Source organism: uncultured Campylobacter sp., assembly GCF_938045595.1.
Lineage (GTDB): Bacteria > Campylobacterota > Campylobacteria > Campylobacterales > Campylobacteraceae > Campylobacter_B.
The window spans coordinates 1-17,898 of sequence record NZ_CALIBB010000028.1; the positions used below are offsets into that span (position 1 = coordinate 1).

Genomic DNA, 17,898 nt, shown 5'->3' on the forward strand with positions numbered 1-17,898 from the left:
GCGAATACGCTAGGGCCGTCCAATAAATCTCGTTATAAAGCTCATCGGTGCAGAAATTTTCCGCCTGCGCCAAAACATCTTGCAATATCGTTTCAACATTTTCGCCGTCCTTGTATCGCTCTGTGATAGTCAAATATATATCGCATCCATCATCGCTGTCGATAATTTTCACCCCGTCTATCACCATTTTTTCTCCTTTATTTTGATCTCTTTTGCCGATTTCGCTGAGCCGAATTTTATCAAAATTTGAGCACCTGAAAGACAAATCGCCATTGAAATTTCGCTTTAACGGCGGCGAGCTTTGCTTATAAATACAGCGCCGCCCAGTTTATAAAATTTAACTAGCTCAAAATTTGGATGAATTTTTAAAATTTCACTCGCAAGAGTGGCTATCTACCAAATTCAGGCTTTCAGACATTCTTAAATTTTAAGCTTTTCTCTTGGGGGCGGAAGGGGTTCTACTTACGAAGCGTCGCCTTCCTTTGCTTCGACACCGCCTCGCAACTGCAAGCAGACCCGCCAAATCCTCACAATCCCGTTAAACATTAGCAGCGATTACGCCGATCTATCGTTTTTGTTAAGGGGGAAGGGGCTTAAATTACGAGGTCGCTCCCTTCCCCCTTAACAATCCTCCATCCCCGACGACGTTAGAGGTGGCGATGCTTTGTTAACGCAAAGCATCGCTGAGTTAAATTTAATAAATTTGCTTTAGATTTGAATATAAAATTTTAAAGCGAAGCGCCCAAGATAAGGCGCAGTATTTTTGCGTTTAGACGAGGCAGAAACGACGGAGGCGAGGGAGCGTATGTAAAAATACGTGACCGAAGCCGACCGAGTTCCCAACGAAGTATAAAGAAAAAAGACAAGCTGCCATCAGCCTAAAATTTCCTTCTGCCAGTTCTCACCCCACACGGCATACGTCGCGCTCTCTTTCTCGTGCTCGCTCAGCCCCGAGATCGCGCGCGCAAACAAAGCCTTGTTCGCGGGCCCCTTCATTAGCGCCTTTAAGCTTTTGTAAATTTTATCCTCTTGATATGACGGCAGCCCTGCGACGATCACCTCTAAACTGCGCTCGCTAATACCGTAGCGATCGATAAATGCCTCGATAAATTTTATATGCGCACTCTGATGCTCGGCATCCACCGTCTCAAAGTAGCGCCGCGCGAGACCAAAGTATTTTTCGCTCTTTAGTGCGAGACCGAAAACTGCGTAGCTGCCGCTCATCAAACACTTTTCGCCATCCGTGTCGGCGTAGAACTCGAACTTGTGTCTTAGCGCCTCGTTCGCGTAAAGCTCGAGCTCCCCATCCAGCCCGTGCGCGAGCGCGGCGGCGAAAAATCGGTGCGTGGGCGTGGGCGCAAGGCCTTTGATCGGCAGATAGGTTTTCTGCGCCTTGGAGCTAAGCTTTACGGCGTAGCTTGCAGCAAAGCCCGCTCGCAGCAGCTTTACGATAAAATTTAGCGCCTTTTTATACGCATCCGCCGTTTCGTTTTTGATTTTTACTCGAACTTGCGCGAAACCGTCGTTTGCGCTGCACTCTACGTCCGCGTCTTTAAATTTTACAAGCTCGCACGGCAGCTCACCCGTGCCGTGATCCAGATAGTTTTGCGCCTGAGCCGAGCCGAAAATTTTCGCCGCGCACTCCAAATCTTTGCGCGCAAGATCCACGTCCCAGCCGTAGCGCTTAAATTTGATATTCCAAAGCGCCGCCCGCACGAAAAACGCAAGCTCGCCCGCGTCCACGCTTTGCCGCGTAAAGTCCTTTTTAAGCTCGTAATCTTTACTCCAGCCGTCACCTAAAATATCGTAAAATTTCGGCAGGAATTTCTCCTCTTTCCAGCGCCGCAGATTATTCTCTAGCGCGATGATAAAATCCCCCAAAAGCCGCCTGTTCTTGGCGTCCTGTACCGCGGCGATAACCCGCTCAAGCAGCGCCGCAAGCGCCGTTTCGTCGTAATCCATAAGCGAAAGATCGAAAATGCGGTCCATAAACACGAAAATCTCGCGGCCGTCTTTGATCTTTTTATCGCGGCGGATGATGATCTCGTCTATATAATCATCCATTTTACGCCTTAGCTCGGCTTTTCGCGCAGTGTTTTCAAAGTAAAATTTACGCTCGCAGCTGCGTTGTGCCAGACTACCGCTCGCACCTTCAAATTTGACCGCTAAATCCAGCTTATACGCAAAAAACGGCAGATTTACTTCAGCCAAAAACTCCTCCTCCACGCTCTTTGCGATGAGCGGGACGACGGCCTCAAACTCCTCGCACTCTAGCTCGTCTATCTCGGGCGCATCGGCTCTAAAGCTGTCCGCGTCAAAGTCGTGAAGGTAGAGCCTGATGCGCGATCCGCGGCACTCCACGCCCAAAAAATCAAAATACCCCTCTTGCACGCGACACCCCGAATACGGCGCCTCGCCCTTGTACTGCGAGCCAAGTTTGCCCGCGATCAGGCGCTTTAGCGAGTCCGAAATTTTGCCCGCTAGCGAAATTTGAGCTTCGTTCATTGACGATCCTTTTAAATTTGAGTTAAATTTTGCGGCAAGGTGCCGCGACTAAATTTAGATCCGATTTTAGCTTCGATTCGGCAAGCACGCCTAGCTCAAAGCCAAAAATTTCCTAACCGTTATACAAAGTATCGTAACGATAAGTGCGATCATCCAGCGCTTTTGAGCCTTTCTGCCGATCTTGTGCGAGGTTTTGACGCCCGCATAAACGCCCGCTAGCGAGCCGATGCCTAGCAACGCGCCGATCTTGTAGTACACGAGCCCGTGCGCGGAAAGGCTCAGAAAGCCCGCGCTTGAGGAAAATATCACGAAAAATAGCCCCGTGCTGACGGCCTTTTTGATGTCGTAGTTTAAAAAGCTGATCAAAATAGGCATCACGAATACCGCGCCGCCGATACCCACGCTGATCGCCACGGCGCCGACGAACAGCCCCACGATAAAGAGCAAAATTTTAGATTCGTTGGCCTCGCCGGTGGGCTCGGTCGAGGTTTTGAAGAGTTTGATTAAATTTATGATCTGCACCAAAATGAGCGTGCCCAGTAGAAATTTTGAGGAGAAATAGCTTACGATAAAGCCGCTGCTAAGCGCGCCGCAAAAGCCCCCGAGCCCCAGCACCAGCGCCGGCGCGACGTCTAGCATTTTGCTTTTAAAATTTACGAATGAGCCGAAAATCGAGCTGAAGATCATCTGCATGATGCTGATGCCGATGGCGTACTTGACGTCGTAGCCGAAGAGCATCATCACGGGCACCACGACCGTGCCGCCGCCGATGCCGAAAAATCCGCTGATAAAGCCTACGCAGGCGCCGATTAAAATGTATTCAAAAAACATCCGTATTCCTTATTTCAGCCCCTTTGGTCTCGCCGAATTCCGCTTTTTGCGGCTCGTAATTAAATTTTACTGTTTTGCGAGTCTTTAAATTTAAGCGCAAAATTTAGCAAATTTAAAGCTTATAGTCGTTTTGATTCGCGCATCCATTCGCGGTATTGCTCGCGCGAAATTTTTACTTTTTCATATCGCAAGGCGTCCGCGCGAAAGCATTTTAGGCTCAGTTCATTACCCTCAAAGCCCGCAAAATCAGCCTGCTCGTAGATGTCGTAACCGCCCCGTATGCAGTCTAAAACGTCTACATATCTCTGCTCTTCGCTCATCGGCTCGGCAAAGCTCACCAAATGCACGCCGTTTGGAGCGCCCCAGTAGCAGCCGCTCACGGCCAGCGCGTCCCAACCCCGCAGATAGTGCACGCCGTCCCAAATGAAGCTCTCCTTGCCGTCTAGCCAGGCGTCCGGCACGAAGCGCATGATCTGCGCTGAGGCTAGATCAAGCACGCTGTAGCCGTATAGATCCTGGCGAAAAACGAGGTAAAATTTGCCGTCTGCGTGGCGGATCAGGCTAAAAAATTCCGCCCGATCGTCTATACAGCGCCAAGTTTTTATCGCGCGGCTTTTGAGATGGGCTACGCAGCTGCCATTTCCGTCGTCTATGCGGTGTAGGCTTTTTATCTGCGGCGTGCCAAACAGCGTATATTCGCCGCCGCTAAAGCTTGTCGCGCCGAGCCTATATGCGTCCTTTACGATCTCATATCCGCTACCTAAATTTATCGTTTGGCGCCGGGTAAAATTTTGCCCCTCAAAAAGAGCTTCCGCCTGCTTGATATGCGCCAGGTACTGCGCGGAATTTACGGCGTTTGCCATCGTACGCTCCTTAAAATTTTATGAAGACGGGTTAAATTTTGCGCTGCTGCCAACGGCTCTCGCTTCTTAAAATTTCATGCGAACCGAATAAACTTAATCTCGCAGGCGGCAAAATTTGACCGCTAGGCGGCGGAACTCAAGCATTGGCGGCAACCTACAACTACTAAGTGCAATCCGTGAGCGCTATGCACCCGCGCCTAAATTTTAAATCTTGCTTTGCCAATTTTTTAAAATTTACCCGCAGTTTCGGCGCTCTGCGAATACTTGCGATACAGCGCCGTCTTTAAATGCTCGCACACGAGAGCCTGAAATTTTATGAGCGTTTGAAATTCCGCGGCGTTTAAATTTCACGACGTTTTAAAATTTCGCGAGTATTTGAAATTTCGCGAGTATTTGAAATTTCGTAACCTTTAAATTTCGCTAGCGCCTTAAATTTATCTAATGCAGGCAGACAAACCACCCGGACAGGCAGACCGCTCAAATTTGTTCGCCCGCGCTGTGCCGCTAGCGTATCGTTTAAATTTACCCTCGTCCACAGCGCCGCTAGTGTGTAAATTTAAAATTTTACTAGCCCCAGACTGCGAATATTACTCGGATTTATCCCCCTCCTTGGCGCCTGAAATTTTATCCAGCACCTTTTTGCCGACCTCGCTTTGATTTAGCGCTTCAAGCATCGCGGCTAGCTGCGTGCCGCCCTTGGCGCTTAGAATTTCGCCGAATTTACTCATCCCCTCGCCTACGCTGCCTTCGTTTGCGATGATCTTAAGATCCGCCGCGCTTAGCGCCTTGGCCTGCTCTAGGCCGATGTCGCGGTTCGCTTCGATCTGTTTGATCGAAATGAGATAGGTCTGATAGCCCTGATTTTCGCCGATCTCGCGCGCGAGCTCGATCTGTGCGTTTACGGGCGCGAGCTCTTTTAGCCTAAGCGCCTCGGCCTCTGCAGAGCCTATCTTTAGCGTACCCTGCGCCTCTTTGTCCTTCATCTCCAAAAGCGCCGCGGCGGCGAGAAACTGCTTCTCTTTGTCGCCCTGCGCTACTAAAATTTGATTTTCCTTGATCGCTTCGGCGTCGCGGATTTTGGCGTTTTTGCGCGCTTCGGCGTCGATCTCGATCTTGCGCTGCTCCTGCTCGGCCTTTACGATCTCCACTTGCTTTTTGATCTCGGCCTGCTTGACGTCGTTTACCCGCACGACCTCCATCGCCTTTTCCTGCGTGATCTTTTGCTGATCTTTAATGAGCTGCTCGGCCTGCTCTTTCGAGATTGCGACCTCTCGCTCGTTTTCGACGGTTTTAAGACCCACCATCTTATTGGCCTCCTGCTGGCGCACTTCGGTTGCCTGCGCGGCTTCGATCTCGGCGATCTGGGCGAGCTTGGTGTTGTTTGCGACCTCGACGCGGCTTTCCTTTTCGATCTGGGATTTTTTCTTCTCCATGATATTTAATATGACCTTGCTGCCGCTGCTATCTCGGATATCCATTAGCTCGATGTTTTTAACGGGCTCGATACCCCAGTTTTGCAGCTGCGTCTTTACCGCCTTGGTAAAATCATCTCCGAGCTCGGAGCGGATCTGCAAGATGTCCTCAAGCACTCGGCTTGAGAGGATCGAACGGATCGAGCCTTGAATGATATTTCTAAGCTGATTGTTAAGATCCTCAAAATTATTGACGCGTTGCGCGGCCAAATTTGAATCCATAATCCTAAAAAACGCCGTGATATCGACGACGAAAGGAAGCCTGCCCAGATCATACGCCTCATAATCCTCGATCTTGATACTAAAAACAGAGACCGGCAAAACGATCTTCGTAACGCCCAGCACCGGCACCCAGCTTGGGAATTCATAGTAGCTATTGCCGTTACCGGTATCTTTGCCGTAGCTCGTCGTCTTGCGCGCACTCTGGACTATATGCACTTCATTCGTCTCCACTATGCGCCTGAAAAACAGAGGCACGATGATAAAAAGCGCGATTAAAACCCCGGCGGCGGCGCCTATCAAATATAAAATTTCACCCATTTTCTCTCCTTTAAAAATGCTAAATTTAAAATGGATTATATAAAAATTTACTTTGAAAAATAATAAATAATCGCAGCGACAGCGGTTAAAATTTACGCAATTTTAATGAGGTTTTTTGTAATATCGCGGCATATATTTCAATACCGTTTAGGAGAAAAAATGAAAAAATTTTTACTACTGCTTTTAGCGGGTGCACTTTTTGCGAGCGCAGCAGAGCTTAGAACTATCAAGGATATGGACGGAGCTGAGGTCAAAATCCCCGCAAAAGTTGAGCGTATCGCGGCACTCTGGCACTCGAACAATCAAATTTTACTGGCCCTAGGAGGAGCGGATAAGATCGTCGCTACCACCGATAATATCAGCAAAAACGCGTGGTTTCTTAAAATTTATCCGCGCCTAGCGCAGATCCCTGTGCTGCTAAAAAATAATGACGTAAATTTAGAGGAGCTAATGAGCCGTAACCCCGACGTAGTCATAGTCCCAACCGCACTGGCGGGCGAAAATTTATCTAAACAGGGCTTTACCGTTTTAAAGGCGAGCTTTAGCGATTACGAGCAGATGAGGCGCAGCATCAGGATGTGCGGCGATATGCTAGGCGGCGACGCACCGCGAAGAGCTAAGGATCTGATCGCAAATCTCGATAAAAATATCGCTTTGGTTAGCGGCCGCACCGCAAATTTAAGTCCCGATAAGCGCCCGCGCGTCCTTCACATCGTAGACGGAAGCGATCTTTTAAAGATCGACGGCAAGGGCACGCTGATCGACTCGTGGATAGAGCTGACCGGCGGAACGAATGCGATCACCGCCACAAAAGGCCCGATGAAAACCATCACCGCCGAGGAGATCATCGCTAGCAACCCGCAGATCATAATCGTAGGCGGCGATCACAACGAAGATGCGGTAGAGAAAATCAAATCAAGCCCGGTTTACAGCGGCACGGATGCGGTCAAAAACGGACGTGTTTACGGCAATCCGCGCGGGGTTTTCAACTGGGATCGATACGGCGCGGATACGGTGCTTCAAATTTTATGGGCAGCCAAAACCATCCAGCCGGAGCTCTTTGCCGACATCGACGTAAAAGCCGAAACTAAGGCGTTTTATAAAAAATTTATGAATTACGAGCTAAGCGACGCGGAATTTGGCTATATTTTAAAAGGACTTAACCCAGAGGGTAAATAAGACGCAGCACCGAAGCAACGGCGTCAGCGCCGCACCTAGTAGACAGCACCCGTGCCGAATGCTCATCGTGTAGTAGGCAGCGAGTACATCGGCGCGGAATGTTTCATCGTGCGGCGATACATCGGCGCCGAGCAGACTGCCTGTCCTATCTCGACACCGGATAGACAAATCATCTAGTCATACAAGCGGGTGGGCGTCGTCGTATCGTCAAAACAAGCGGCACTATCGCATTTTTGGCGCGTTGAAGTGCGAATGCCGCCCACATAAAGTGCAGATCCCATCGGCGCTTGGCGCGTCGATACCTAAATGACGGCGTCGTTGCCGCATTGTCCCAACCAAAGCGACATCCCTAACGCCCGGCGTGCCGAGCAAACATATCCGCAGTATGTCAAACGGGCAGTGCGAGGCGGAATAAAATTTAAACCCACGGCGAGTGAAAAAGGACAAAGCAACGACAAGCAAACAAGGGCAAAACAAAGCTGCAAGATAAAATTTAAAGCAAAGGGAGCGGTCATGGAAATTTCATTTTTTACGACGCTTGAGCCTTCTCTAGCGGGCGCTTGGATACCCTCATTTGCGATGGTGCTGATACAGTTCGCGTATATGTTTATCTACAAGGAGGTCGGCAAGCGCGCCACCGATACCTCTTGGTACACGCTCGCGGACAAGCGAAATGCCATCATAAGCTCGCTGCTGCAAGTAGCGCTGCTCATTTTATCGGTCTTCGTGCCGCTTAAGACGGATAGCGCGTGGTTTTGGATCGGAGCGGTGATCTATATAGCGGCTTTGGCGGGCTTCATCAAGGCGTTTTACGACTATGCGGCGGCTCCTGCGGACAAGGCCGCACAAGGCGGCATCTACCGCCTATCGCGCAATCCGATGTATTTCTTTTATTTCCTCGGCATGGCGGGCGTTTGCGTCGCTTCGGCGTCGCTATGGCTACTAATAGCGATAGTGCCCTTTGCCATATACAACCATCTCGTGGTCCTGGGCGAGGAGCGCTACTGCGAGCGAGCCTACGGACAGGAGTATCTAAAGTATAAACGCAAGACGCCGAGATATTTTTTGTTTTCTAAGGGGAGGGTAAAACCTAGGGCATGCCGCAACCCTAGACGTTTTATAAAATTTTGGCACTAAGGAGAGAGTATGTTCGTAAGGAAAAATTTGGCGCTCGTCGCCGCTTTGTTTCTAGCGTTTTGTTTAAACGCCGCCGCGGGCGAGCCGAGGACGGATTAAAGATATGCGCAGAAACGTCGTCGAGCTGCCTGAGAAAGTAAATAAAGTCGCCTCGCTTTGCAACGAGAACAACCAAATCATCCTCGTAAGCGGCGCGGAGTTTGGATACATACTGCACGGCCTGGGCCCAGACGGCAAATGACGCACGCTCCCGCTTGCGGCGAAAAATAGCTTCGGCTGAAGTCTGGGCGCGTTTAGAGCCGTCTGCACATGTAGCGGAAAAGCGTTTCTTAAAATTTTAAGAGCCGAGCGAATGAAATTTTACCGGCTCGCTACGGCTCCTTTAAAATTCCAAACGAAATTTTTAAAGCAAAATTTTACCGACGGCGCAAGGATGCGTATATTGGCGATGAAGACACGAAATGTAAAATTTAGCGATACGCCGAGCAGACACGACGAAACAGCAAACGCATCGCCAGTAAGAACTACGCAAGAGGAGATGTTTTAGACGAAGCGATTTGCAAGGGACGGCGGCGAGCGCGCTTATACCCGCGAGCTTCTATCCATAGCGGCGAGCAGTTCACAGAGATATACGCAAGCAACGCGCCGCTTTCGATAGCGGCGAGCAGTTCGCGCCTGCATACACAAACAAGACATCGTTTTTCGATAGCGGCGACGGCTTGCACTCATCTCAGTAGCGCGCGGTCCGCTCTTTTTTTTACATGCATCCGGTTCTCGTCGCTTGCTTTTTTCTGAGGCCATCGCCCATAACCCGCTCTCTATTTTTTTACGAGGCAGCATTTAATTCGCACCGAAATCCGCAGAGCCGAACTGATCGTCCAAAGCGCCGTCATCCTCGCCCGAAAGCACGCTCATCGCGCTGATACGCGATATCAGCAGGCGATCCTCGGCGATGTCCGCGCGATCCGAGCCGATAGTAAGCGACGTAATCGCCGTGCGTCCGATGACTGCGCGTCCGCCATCCATCGTGCGAAGCCCCCAGATGTCGTGCAGCACCGCAGGCTTGCCGTCTACCTGCCCTACGTAGAGCATCACGTGGCCGGGCATATACAGCAGGGTTTTATACGCCACGCCGTTTTTACCGATGAAGCTAAGCTTTTCATCCGCGCTCATCCCCGCCAGCGAAAAACGCTTGCCGCGGCCCGATTGCGCCTTAGAATTTCGCGGCAGCCACAGCCCGAAATTTGCCAAAAAGTCTTTCGTCATAAGCGAGCAATCGCGAAGAAATTTATACCCGCCCCAGCCGTATTTCTGCCCGAGCAGGCTAGCGGCTACGATCTTTGAGTTTTGCTCATCAAGCGGCGCGGGCCAAAGCCTCGCATCCTCCGCGCTAACGAAATATCTCTTGCTACCAAACTGAGTTAAAATTTCGCCGCCGAAACCGCTTTGCACGCCGAGCGTGCCGCCAAGATCGCGCTCGCCGCTAAAATCATACGGCAGGATCGTGCCGGTGCGGGCTCTAAAAAGCTCCGCGCCGTTTCCGTCATAAACGACTGCGCCGTCGCGCAGGATCGTTATAAATTTAGAATTTGCGTAGATATCCGCTTGTTGCGGACTGATGCGCTTTATCGCGTCGCTTCTGATCCAGCTCCACACGCCGTCGTTGCGCACGAACGCCCATGCGCCGTCTCTACTGTAATGCGACAGCAGCATCGGATAGCCCACGCCTACAGCTGAATTTGCGGCGTAATCAAACGGCTCGCCCTCCCCCGGCTCGCTCGGATCGCCGAAAATCGGCAAGTCGCTTGGGATATTTCGCAGCAGCGCGTTTTTTACCGTTATAGCGGGCTCGGAGATCAGCCCGAACGCCTCTTCGTTCGCATTTATGCGGATGCTTTGATAGATCGCGTCGTTATATATCCTGCCTGCGGCGTCAAAGTGGCGCCCCTTTGCGTAATTAAGTCCCCAAAACGTATCGATTTCCGCTTTAATAGGCGCATCATCAAACCAAATTTTAAAATAGCGGCTCTTAAACGCTTTTCCGCTTATGTTTTGCACCGACGCAGGAGCGGGCAGCCGCTCGCTGTTTTGAGCGTATTCGAGATCCAAAACAACGGGATTTTCCGGGATAAACTTATGGGTGGCGCAACCTGCAAGGATTAAAGCCGCGAAGATGAGAGATACTAATCGTTTCAAACAAAATGCCTTTTAAAAAATTTTGGCTATAATTTTGCCAAAAAATAGGAAAAAACTTGATAAATTTCATCATCCAAAAGCTAAAAGATCGCAATATTTTCATCACGGGCGGCGCAGGCGTGGGCAAAAGCTACATAATAAAAGAGCTCATCGAAAATTACCGCGCTCGCGGCAAGCTCGTCATCGTACTCGGCAGCACCGGCATCAGCGCCGTAGAGATCGGCGGCGTGACCGTGCATAGCTTCTTCCGCTTCGGCATTTGCAAAAACCACGAGGAGCTAAAGAGCTTCGATCGCAAACAAAGCGGCAAGCTAAGCGAGCTACGAAAAATTTTAGCCCTCGCAGATCTCATCGTGATCGATGAAATTTCGATGATCGGCGCCGAGCTTTTCGAGATGATCTATCTTAGAATTTCAAATTCTAAATTTAACGGACGGCTGCTCGTTACGGGCGATTTTTATCAGCTTCCGCCGGTGCGCAAAGAGGGCGAGAGAGCGCCGCGCGCGAGCCTATTTAGCGACTCGGATTACGCCTTCGGCTCGTATGCGTGGAGGCAGTGCGAGTTTTTTTACGTCGAGATGATAGGCTCCAAGCGCACCGCGGATGCGGCACTATACCGCCTGCTTTGTGAGCTGCGGCTCGGCATCGCAAGCGAGCAGACGGCGGAGCTGATGCGATCTTTGATCATCGATGCCGCGCGAGCAGAACCAGATGCCACGATAATCTCGGGCCGAAACGCCGAAGTAGATGCGATAAATAACGCCAGATTAGCCAAGCTTAATGCACCGCAGAGCAGCTTTGAGGGCGTTTATGAAGCGCTGCAAAGCGGAGTGAGCGAGCAAAAAATTCAAAAATGGATCGCCTCGCTAAATACGCCGCAAAGTCTGACGCTGAAAGAGGGCGCAAAGGTGCTGTTTACCGCAAACAAAAGCGGCGAGTTTTTTAACGGCGAGCAAGGCGTCGTCGAAAAGATCGAAAAAAGCTCCGGCGGCGAGATCGAAAGCGTAGTCGTAAAAAAGCCCTCGGGCATGCTAAGCCGCGTGGGGCTGCAAACATACGAACTAAGCGAGATCGCCGCAAGCGGCACGGATGCCGAGCAGATCGTACTGGCGCGGTATTATCAGTTCCCGCTCAAGCTCGCATATGCCATCACGATCCACAAATCCCAAGGCATGAGCATCCCGCAGCTCATCTGCGACATCGACAGGATCTTTGCCAAGGGGCAGCTCTACGTGGCGCTTTCGCGAGCGACGAGCCTTGCGGGGCTCGGGGTGATATATACGCGCACGGAGCCCTTGCTGCGGTATTTGCAGCGCAACGCAAGCGCGGATGAAGCCGTAGTGAAATTTTATCAAGAGAACGAATTTTATAAAATTTCGGATCAAAAAATTTAAGGAAACGCATGCAACTAGACAGGGCGATAGCGCTAAGTAGAGCCAAACAAAAAAAGTGTATTTGCAAGGTAGTGATGATCTATGCCAAGATAGTATTTTTGTATCTGTTCCCATTTATTGTGATGTTTGCGATCGATGCGGTATTTAAAACAGACGATGATACGGATTACAAGATGATCGAAGTTTATCTTATCTACGCGGTGCTTTTGATTATTTATGTTGCTTACATTTACGACGGTATTGCGGACGCCGCTTATGAATATAAACTATTTTACAAAAAAATTTTGGTGCGCACGGCGATCTCACAGGCGTATCCGCAGCTTACTTATTCGCCAGGACGTGGCATAAGCGCGAAGGAATTCAGGAGAGCGGGAATATTTGCAAATTCCGATTTTATCGGCGAAGATGAGATAAAAGGCGAATGGGATGGGGTAAAATTTAGCCTCAGCGAAGCGATTAGAATCAAAAAGAACTACGATCTGGGCATAGACAATACCTATGTGAAGCTAGCTTCACTTGCGATGAGCTCATATGATGCGTATATGGATTTTAACGGCAGCGTGCTGATATGCGAATTCGGCAAGAGATTTTACGCCAAAACCATCTTGGCAAGCCGCGAGCTAAATACAAAAATTTTAGGCGAGAAGGAGCTAATGGACAACGTCATTTTTAATAGCGAATTTCGCGTGTTTGCTGATGACAAGGTCGAAGCTCGATATCTATTGACGCCTGCGCTGATGGAGCGACTAAACGAGCTAAAGCGATACTACCATAAATTTAGCATAAGCGCGGCGTTTATGGATAATAAATTTTACCTATTTCTAAACGGCGCGCCGAACCGCTTTGAAACAGAGCTATTTAGCATACCTCCGACAACCGGAACGGCGTATGCTCATCAATACGAACTGGCTGAGATTTTAGAATTAGTAAGCGAGCTGGGTCACATAACCGGGGAGCTAGAAAGCAAAATTTAATCAGCCCGTATCGTTTAAATTTAACGGGCTAAATTTGACCGCCCTATTACAGTCCCGCTTCGGCTCTTAGCCGCGCGGCATACATCTCACGCAGGCGCGGTACATATTTGCCGACCGCACCGCCACCGATCGCTCTGCCGTCAGCCTTTACGATCGGCAGCACCATCAGCGTCGCCGCGCTGATAAAGGCCTCATCGGCTTCATAAACCTCGCTCATTCCAAACGCTCGCTGCTGCACGCTCAGCCCCGCTTGCTCGGCAAGACCCAAGATCACCTTGCGGCGGATGCCGGGCAGTATGTCGTTTGAAAGCGGCCGCGTGATAAGGATGTCATCTTTGATGATAAACGCGCTGGAGCTCGAACACTCGGTAACCAGCCCGTCCTCGATCAAAAAGCACTCATAAGCGCCCGCCCTGTGGGCCTCGTGCTTTAAGATGCACTGAGCTAAAAGCGAGATCGATTTTATATCGCGCCTGTGCCAGCGGATCTCGGGCAGGCTTACGATCTCGATCCCCTCTTTTGCGAGCGGATTATCAAAAATTTGCGTATGATACACAAAAGCAAAGACGCTAGGCTCTATGCCGCGGACGTAGTCAAAATCGCGCATCGCCGCACCTCTTGTGATCTGAGTGTAGAAAGCGCCCTCGCTCACGCCACCCTGCGCGATGAGCTCATATAAAATTTCCTCATATTTTTCGCGAGAATATGGAATTTTCAGCTCGATCTGCGCGGCGCTGCGCTCAAAGCGCTCCCAAAAATCCGCCCTGTCGCAAATTTTAGAATTTACCACGGGCGCTACTTCATAGATGCCGTCTCCGAGCACGAAACCGCGATCAAAAGGGCTTATCGCAGCCTCTTTGGCCTTGCAAAGCTTGCCGTTAATATAAACTATCTCATCGCCGCTCATTCCGCTGATTTCAAACATAATCGCTCCTTGAAATTTCGCACTATTTTATCTTATAACAATTTAATTTAAGATATAATGCCGCAAAAATCGAAGGAAACCCGATGGATAAATCAAATTTTAAAGATAGGCTTTTAGAAATTATGTTTCACGTATCGCATAAACCCGTGCTCTTCCGCGATCTGCTCGAAGCCAACGCCGAGTTTAACGACGGAATGCTCGTCGATCCTTCGAAGCTAAATTTTAAATTTAACTACGGCAAATCCTACGTGATCTTCGCGATATTCGCATTCGTCTGCGTAATGTTTTTGATAACGCTGACGCACGCGATGTTTGAAAAGATCGACTTTCACTTCTCCATTTTATTTACGATCATAGCGACGTCGGCGGTTTTTATCGGCTTTGATTGCTTCAAAGCGTGGGCTAGAAAAAAGCTAACGCATGAGCTTATCAAACGCGCTTGGGCGAACCATTTCCTCTACTTTCCTTACGAAAAATACAGCCGCATAGTCGAGAATATCTACAACGAAGCGCTCAAAAATGACGTGCCTAGACGCGAGCTAGAACAATACGTGCTAAGCAAAATCGTAGAAGTCGGCGAAAAATAGTTTTAAAATACCGCAAAATTCTATAACACAAAACAGCATTTCAACCCAAGCAAATTTTAAAATTTTATTGCGAAATATGCGGCACGTAGGCAAGACGTAAAAATTCCAGCTCGAAAAGCAAGCAGGTATGATGGATGAATTCCAAATTAAAATTCTATGCCGATACAGCAAAAACTGCACCGTAAATTACGATAGATAAATTTTAATCAAAGCTTATACTTTCCTGCGCCACATTTCGCTACGGCTAAATTTCACTTCATAAAATTTATCTATCGTTTCTTAAATTCTAATCTCGTTCACTTACTGCCGATTTAGCAATCCGTATTATGTAATTGAAGTTATGTTTAACTATTTTAGGGTAAAATCACGCAATATCTAAGGGATAATATTAAATTTAAGAAAAGGATAGTTTATGAAGCTACTTTTTTGCATTATTTTTACGCTTTGCAGCGGTGTTTTTGCGGGCAGTTTGGAGCAGATCAGATCTGCCGGAGTCGTTAAAATCGGTGTTCGTGATGGTAGGCCGCCTTTTAGTGATGAAAAAAGTGGTAATTTCGAAGGCTTTGAAATCAACCTTGCAGATGCTATAGCTAAGAGCATATTCGGCGATAAGCGCGGTAGAGTCGAGTTCGTCCCTTTAAACGCCAGCGATAGGATCTCTGCATTACAAAACGATAAGGTAGATCTTGCAGTCGCGACCATCACTATAACGCAAGATAGAAAAAGGCAAATCGACTTTTCTTATCCATATTTTTCGATGAGTTTGGGAGTTTTGACACGTAAAAGCGACGGCATCAAAAGTATAGACGATCTTTCAAACAAAAAGGTCCTAGTAGAGGGTAGCGGGACTACGGCAGAAAATTTTTTGTATAAAAATAAAATCCACAATCTAATCCATTGCTCCATTACTACCGAATGCTATGATATGCTTAAGCAAGGCAAAGCCGATGCTTACGTTAACGATAATCTCATCGTGCTAGCTTATTCCATTATCGACGACAACTTAGAAGTAGCAATCCAAAATCTAGGTAATCCGGAATTCTTAGGCATCGGAGTGCGCAAAGGCAATACCGAATTGCTTGATCTGATAAATAAAGAGCTTGTTACACTTAGCAAGCAGGGCTTTTTCGAACGTTCTTACGATGAAACTTTCAAGCCATTTTATCAAGGCGCTGCAGATAAAAAATATTTCTTACTAGATGGGCTCTATGCCATATTTTAGGACGGAATTTAGCAGTGTTTTATCTAACGCCTTCGACTAAAACATCATTTATTATAAGAGGATAATATGCGAAATCCCATTTTAAGGACATAAAATGAAACTACTTTTTATAGCGGCTCTATTTTGTGCGGCGCTTTTTGCCGATAGCCTAGATCAAATCAGACAAAACGGCGTCATTCGCATCGGAGTGCGAGATGCTCATCCGCCGCTTTGCGAGTCTAATGGCGGCAAATTTGAAGGATTTGAGATCGATCTTGCAAACGCTATTGCTAAAGAAATTTTCGGCAAAAAAGAGGGCAAAATCGAGTTCATCCCACTAAGCGTAAATGATAGAATTCCATTTTTAGAGGCAAACAAGCTTGATTTAGTTATCGGTCTATTTAGCATCACCAACGAACGAAAAAGAAAAATCGATTTCTCCCTCCCCTATCTCTCCGTAAATTTGGGCGTATTAACGCGCAAAGCCGACGCTTTTACCGATATCGCGCAGCTTCATGATAAAAAGATCGTATTCGAAGGCGACGCGACAGTAGCCGAGAAATTTTTCAAAACCAAGGGATTTAAAAATTTAGGCCATTGCGCTTCGGCTAAGGAATGCTACGAAATGATTCGAAATGGCGATGCGGATGGCTATATAAACGACAATCTCATCGTGCTTGCATATTCCGTCATCGATGATACTTTAGAAGTGCCGTTTAAAAACCTAGGCCCTAGCGATTTCATCGGCATCGGCGTACAGAAAGACAATAAAGAACTACTTGATTTCGTCAATGCAGAGCTCATTAAACTAAGCAAAGAGGGCTTTTTCAAAAAGGCCTACGAGCAGAGTTTTGATCCATTTTATCGCGGTACAGCGGATAAGAAATATTTTCTGCTAGATGGAATTTATAATATGCTCTAAGAGCTTGCTTTAAATTTATAAGTCCGGCTTTTAGAATTTTAATAAATAAAATTTCCCGCTTCGTTTGAAGGCGGAAAAGAGATTAAATTTAAGGATTTGCCATGAAATTGCTTCTTGCAATGTTGCTACCATTTATCGTTGCTTTTGCCGATAGTCTGGAACAGATCAGATCAAAAGGCGTCGTTCGCATCGGCGTTTACGACGGACAGCCTCCTTTTAGTGAGCTAAACGATGGAACTTTCGAGGGCTTTGAAGTTACGATGGCACAGGCCATAGCAAATGATCTTTTCGGCGAAAAAGGCGGCAGAATCGAGCTTGTACCGATGAAGGTCGAGGATAGAATTCCAGCTTTAGTAAACAACCGCGTAGATATCGTCATCGCTACGATTACCATTACGCCTGAACGCGCGCAGCAGATCGATTTTTCAACACCGTATTTTTCGGTAAATCTTGGAGTTTTAACCCGCAAGGCCGATAGAATAAAATCCTTAGCCGATCTGCGAGAGAAGAGAATTTTACTCGAAAGCGGCGGTACGGGCGAGGCATTTTTTAAACAAGAAGGTTTTGGAAATTTTACATTTTGTAAGATCGCCAGAGAGTGCTACCGCATGCTAAAAGACGGCGACGTGGACGCCTACGCGACCGATAATCTAATCGCAATGGCATATCCGGTAGTCGATAGCGAGGTAGAAGTGCCGCTTAAAACTCTAGGCAAGCCCGATTTCATGGGTATTGGCGTTCAGAAAGGCAATAAAGAGCTACTGGATTTCGTCAATGCAGAGCTTATAAAGCTAAGCAAAGAAGGCTTTTTTGAAAAGGCATACGAGGGAACTTTTAATCCATTTTATCACGGCGCTGCGGATAAAAGATATTTCTTGCTAGATGGAATTTACAGCTTCTTGTAGGATTTGCGGCTCATTTTAAAATTTATCACGCAAGATTTATCGCGTAAATTCTATCTCCTGCTCGCTATACTTTAGCTCTTGCAGCAGGGATCACGTAAAATTTTAGCGCGCAATCTTACTCGTTTAAATTTTTCAAAAAAGCTTTTTCGCGGGCGAAACGGCATTTATATAAAATTCCGCTCGTTTAAAATTTATCCTGCATAAATTTTACCGCAGCTTGAATTGCCAGAATTAACTTAGCTCAGATTTTTATTATTTCAAATTTTA

At 48.0% G+C, this 17,898-nt stretch carries 16 protein-coding genes; 9 read left to right on the forward strand and 7 right to left on the reverse strand.

The features are described from left to right. The 5 genes from Q0340_RS01230 to Q0340_RS01250 form a co-directional block, all read right to left on the reverse strand. The coding region (locus Q0340_RS01230) for a hypothetical protein (RefSeq protein WP_298081826.1) at window positions 1–187 on the reverse strand (187 nt) is incomplete at its 3' end. A gap of 686 nt (window positions 188–873) precedes the next feature. Next, the gene (locus Q0340_RS01235) at window positions 874–2,505 is read right to left on the reverse strand and encodes a DUF6138 family protein (RefSeq protein WP_298081827.1); all 1,632 of its coding nucleotides are present in this window, start codon (window positions 2,503–2,505) and stop codon (window positions 874–876) included. 90 nt (window positions 2,506–2,595) lie between these two features. Next, a complete protein-coding gene (locus tag Q0340_RS01240) occupies window positions 2,596–3,336 on the reverse strand; it encodes a sulfite exporter TauE/SafE family protein (RefSeq protein ID WP_298081828.1) in 741 nt (246 codons plus the stop codon). Between the two features lie 119 nt (window positions 3,337–3,455). Then, window positions 3,456–4,199, reverse strand: coding sequence for a hypothetical protein (locus tag Q0340_RS01245; RefSeq protein WP_298081829.1), 744 nt, complete (start codon window positions 4,197–4,199; stop codon window positions 3,456–3,458). Between the two features lie 587 nt (window positions 4,200–4,786). Further along, window positions 4,787–6,211 carry an SPFH domain-containing protein gene (locus Q0340_RS01250; RefSeq protein ID WP_298081830.1) on the reverse strand — a complete coding sequence of 475 codons (1,425 nt, stop codon included), beginning with the start codon at window positions 6,209–6,211 and terminating at the stop codon, window positions 4,787–4,789. Between the two features lie 159 nt (window positions 6,212–6,370). Between Q0340_RS01250 and Q0340_RS01255 the strand changes: the two genes are divergently transcribed. From Q0340_RS01255 to Q0340_RS01265, 3 genes are all read left to right on the forward strand, one after another. Next, the gene (locus Q0340_RS01255; protein ID WP_298081831.1) at window positions 6,371–7,390 is read left to right on the forward strand and encodes an ABC transporter substrate-binding protein; all 1,020 of its coding nucleotides are present in this window, start codon (window positions 6,371–6,373) and stop codon (window positions 7,388–7,390) included. Window positions 7,391–7,708: 318 nt separating this feature from the next. Beyond that, complete coding sequence (locus Q0340_RS01260; RefSeq protein WP_298081832.1) at window positions 7,709–8,527, forward strand: isoprenylcysteine carboxylmethyltransferase family protein; 819 nt, start codon at window positions 7,709–7,711, stop codon at window positions 8,525–8,527. Between the two features lie 103 nt (window positions 8,528–8,630). Further along, entirely contained in the window at window positions 8,631–8,768 is a 138-nt protein-coding gene (locus tag Q0340_RS01265; RefSeq protein ID WP_298081833.1) for a hypothetical protein, read from the forward strand. A gap of 599 nt (window positions 8,769–9,367) precedes the next feature. Here the strand turns inward: Q0340_RS01265 and Q0340_RS01270 are convergent. After that, entirely contained in the window at window positions 9,368–10,723 is a 1,356-nt protein-coding gene (locus Q0340_RS01270; protein WP_298081834.1) for an SH3 domain-containing C40 family peptidase, read from the reverse strand. 56 nt (window positions 10,724–10,779) lie between these two features. Between Q0340_RS01270 and Q0340_RS01275 the strand changes: the two genes are divergently transcribed. Together Q0340_RS01275 and Q0340_RS01280 are read left to right on the forward strand one after the other, a co-directional pair. Then, entirely contained in the window at window positions 10,780–12,117 is a 1,338-nt protein-coding gene (locus Q0340_RS01275) for an AAA family ATPase (protein WP_298081835.1), read from the forward strand. Window positions 12,118–12,125: 8 nt separating this feature from the next. Next, on the forward strand, window positions 12,126–13,091 hold the full coding sequence (locus Q0340_RS01280) for a DUF3137 domain-containing protein (protein WP_298081836.1): 966 nt from the start codon (window positions 12,126–12,128) through the stop codon (window positions 13,089–13,091). Window positions 13,092–13,137: 46 nt separating this feature from the next. Here the strand turns inward: Q0340_RS01280 and Q0340_RS01285 are convergent, their stop codons facing one another. Beyond that, the gene (locus Q0340_RS01285; protein ID WP_298081837.1) at window positions 13,138–14,016 is read right to left on the reverse strand and encodes an aminotransferase class IV; all 879 of its coding nucleotides are present in this window, start codon (window positions 14,014–14,016) and stop codon (window positions 13,138–13,140) included. 83 nt (window positions 14,017–14,099) lie between these two features. On the opposite strand from Q0340_RS01285, the gene Q0340_RS01290 reads away from it, so the two are divergent. The 4 genes from Q0340_RS01290 (at window position 14,100) to Q0340_RS01305 (ending at window position 17,631) form a co-directional block, all read left to right on the forward strand. Continuing rightward, window positions 14,100–14,603 (forward strand): hypothetical protein, encoded by a 504-nt coding sequence (locus Q0340_RS01290; RefSeq protein ID WP_298081838.1) that lies wholly within the window; start codon window positions 14,100–14,102, stop codon window positions 14,601–14,603. A 412-nt stretch (window positions 14,604–15,015) separates the two neighbouring features. After that, window positions 15,016–15,825, forward strand: coding sequence for a transporter substrate-binding domain-containing protein (locus Q0340_RS01295; RefSeq protein WP_177388367.1), 810 nt, complete (start codon window positions 15,016–15,018; stop codon window positions 15,823–15,825). A gap of 94 nt (window positions 15,826–15,919) precedes the next feature. Further along, the gene (locus tag Q0340_RS01300) at window positions 15,920–16,726 is read left to right on the forward strand and encodes a transporter substrate-binding domain-containing protein (RefSeq protein ID WP_297904974.1); all 807 of its coding nucleotides are present in this window, start codon (window positions 15,920–15,922) and stop codon (window positions 16,724–16,726) included. A 101-nt stretch (window positions 16,727–16,827) separates the two neighbouring features. Then, window positions 16,828–17,631: a transporter substrate-binding domain-containing protein gene (locus Q0340_RS01305; protein WP_005870746.1), complete on the forward strand. Its 804-nt coding sequence runs from the start codon at window positions 16,828–16,830 to the stop codon at window positions 17,629–17,631. Window positions 17,632–17,898 lie beyond the last annotated feature (267 nt).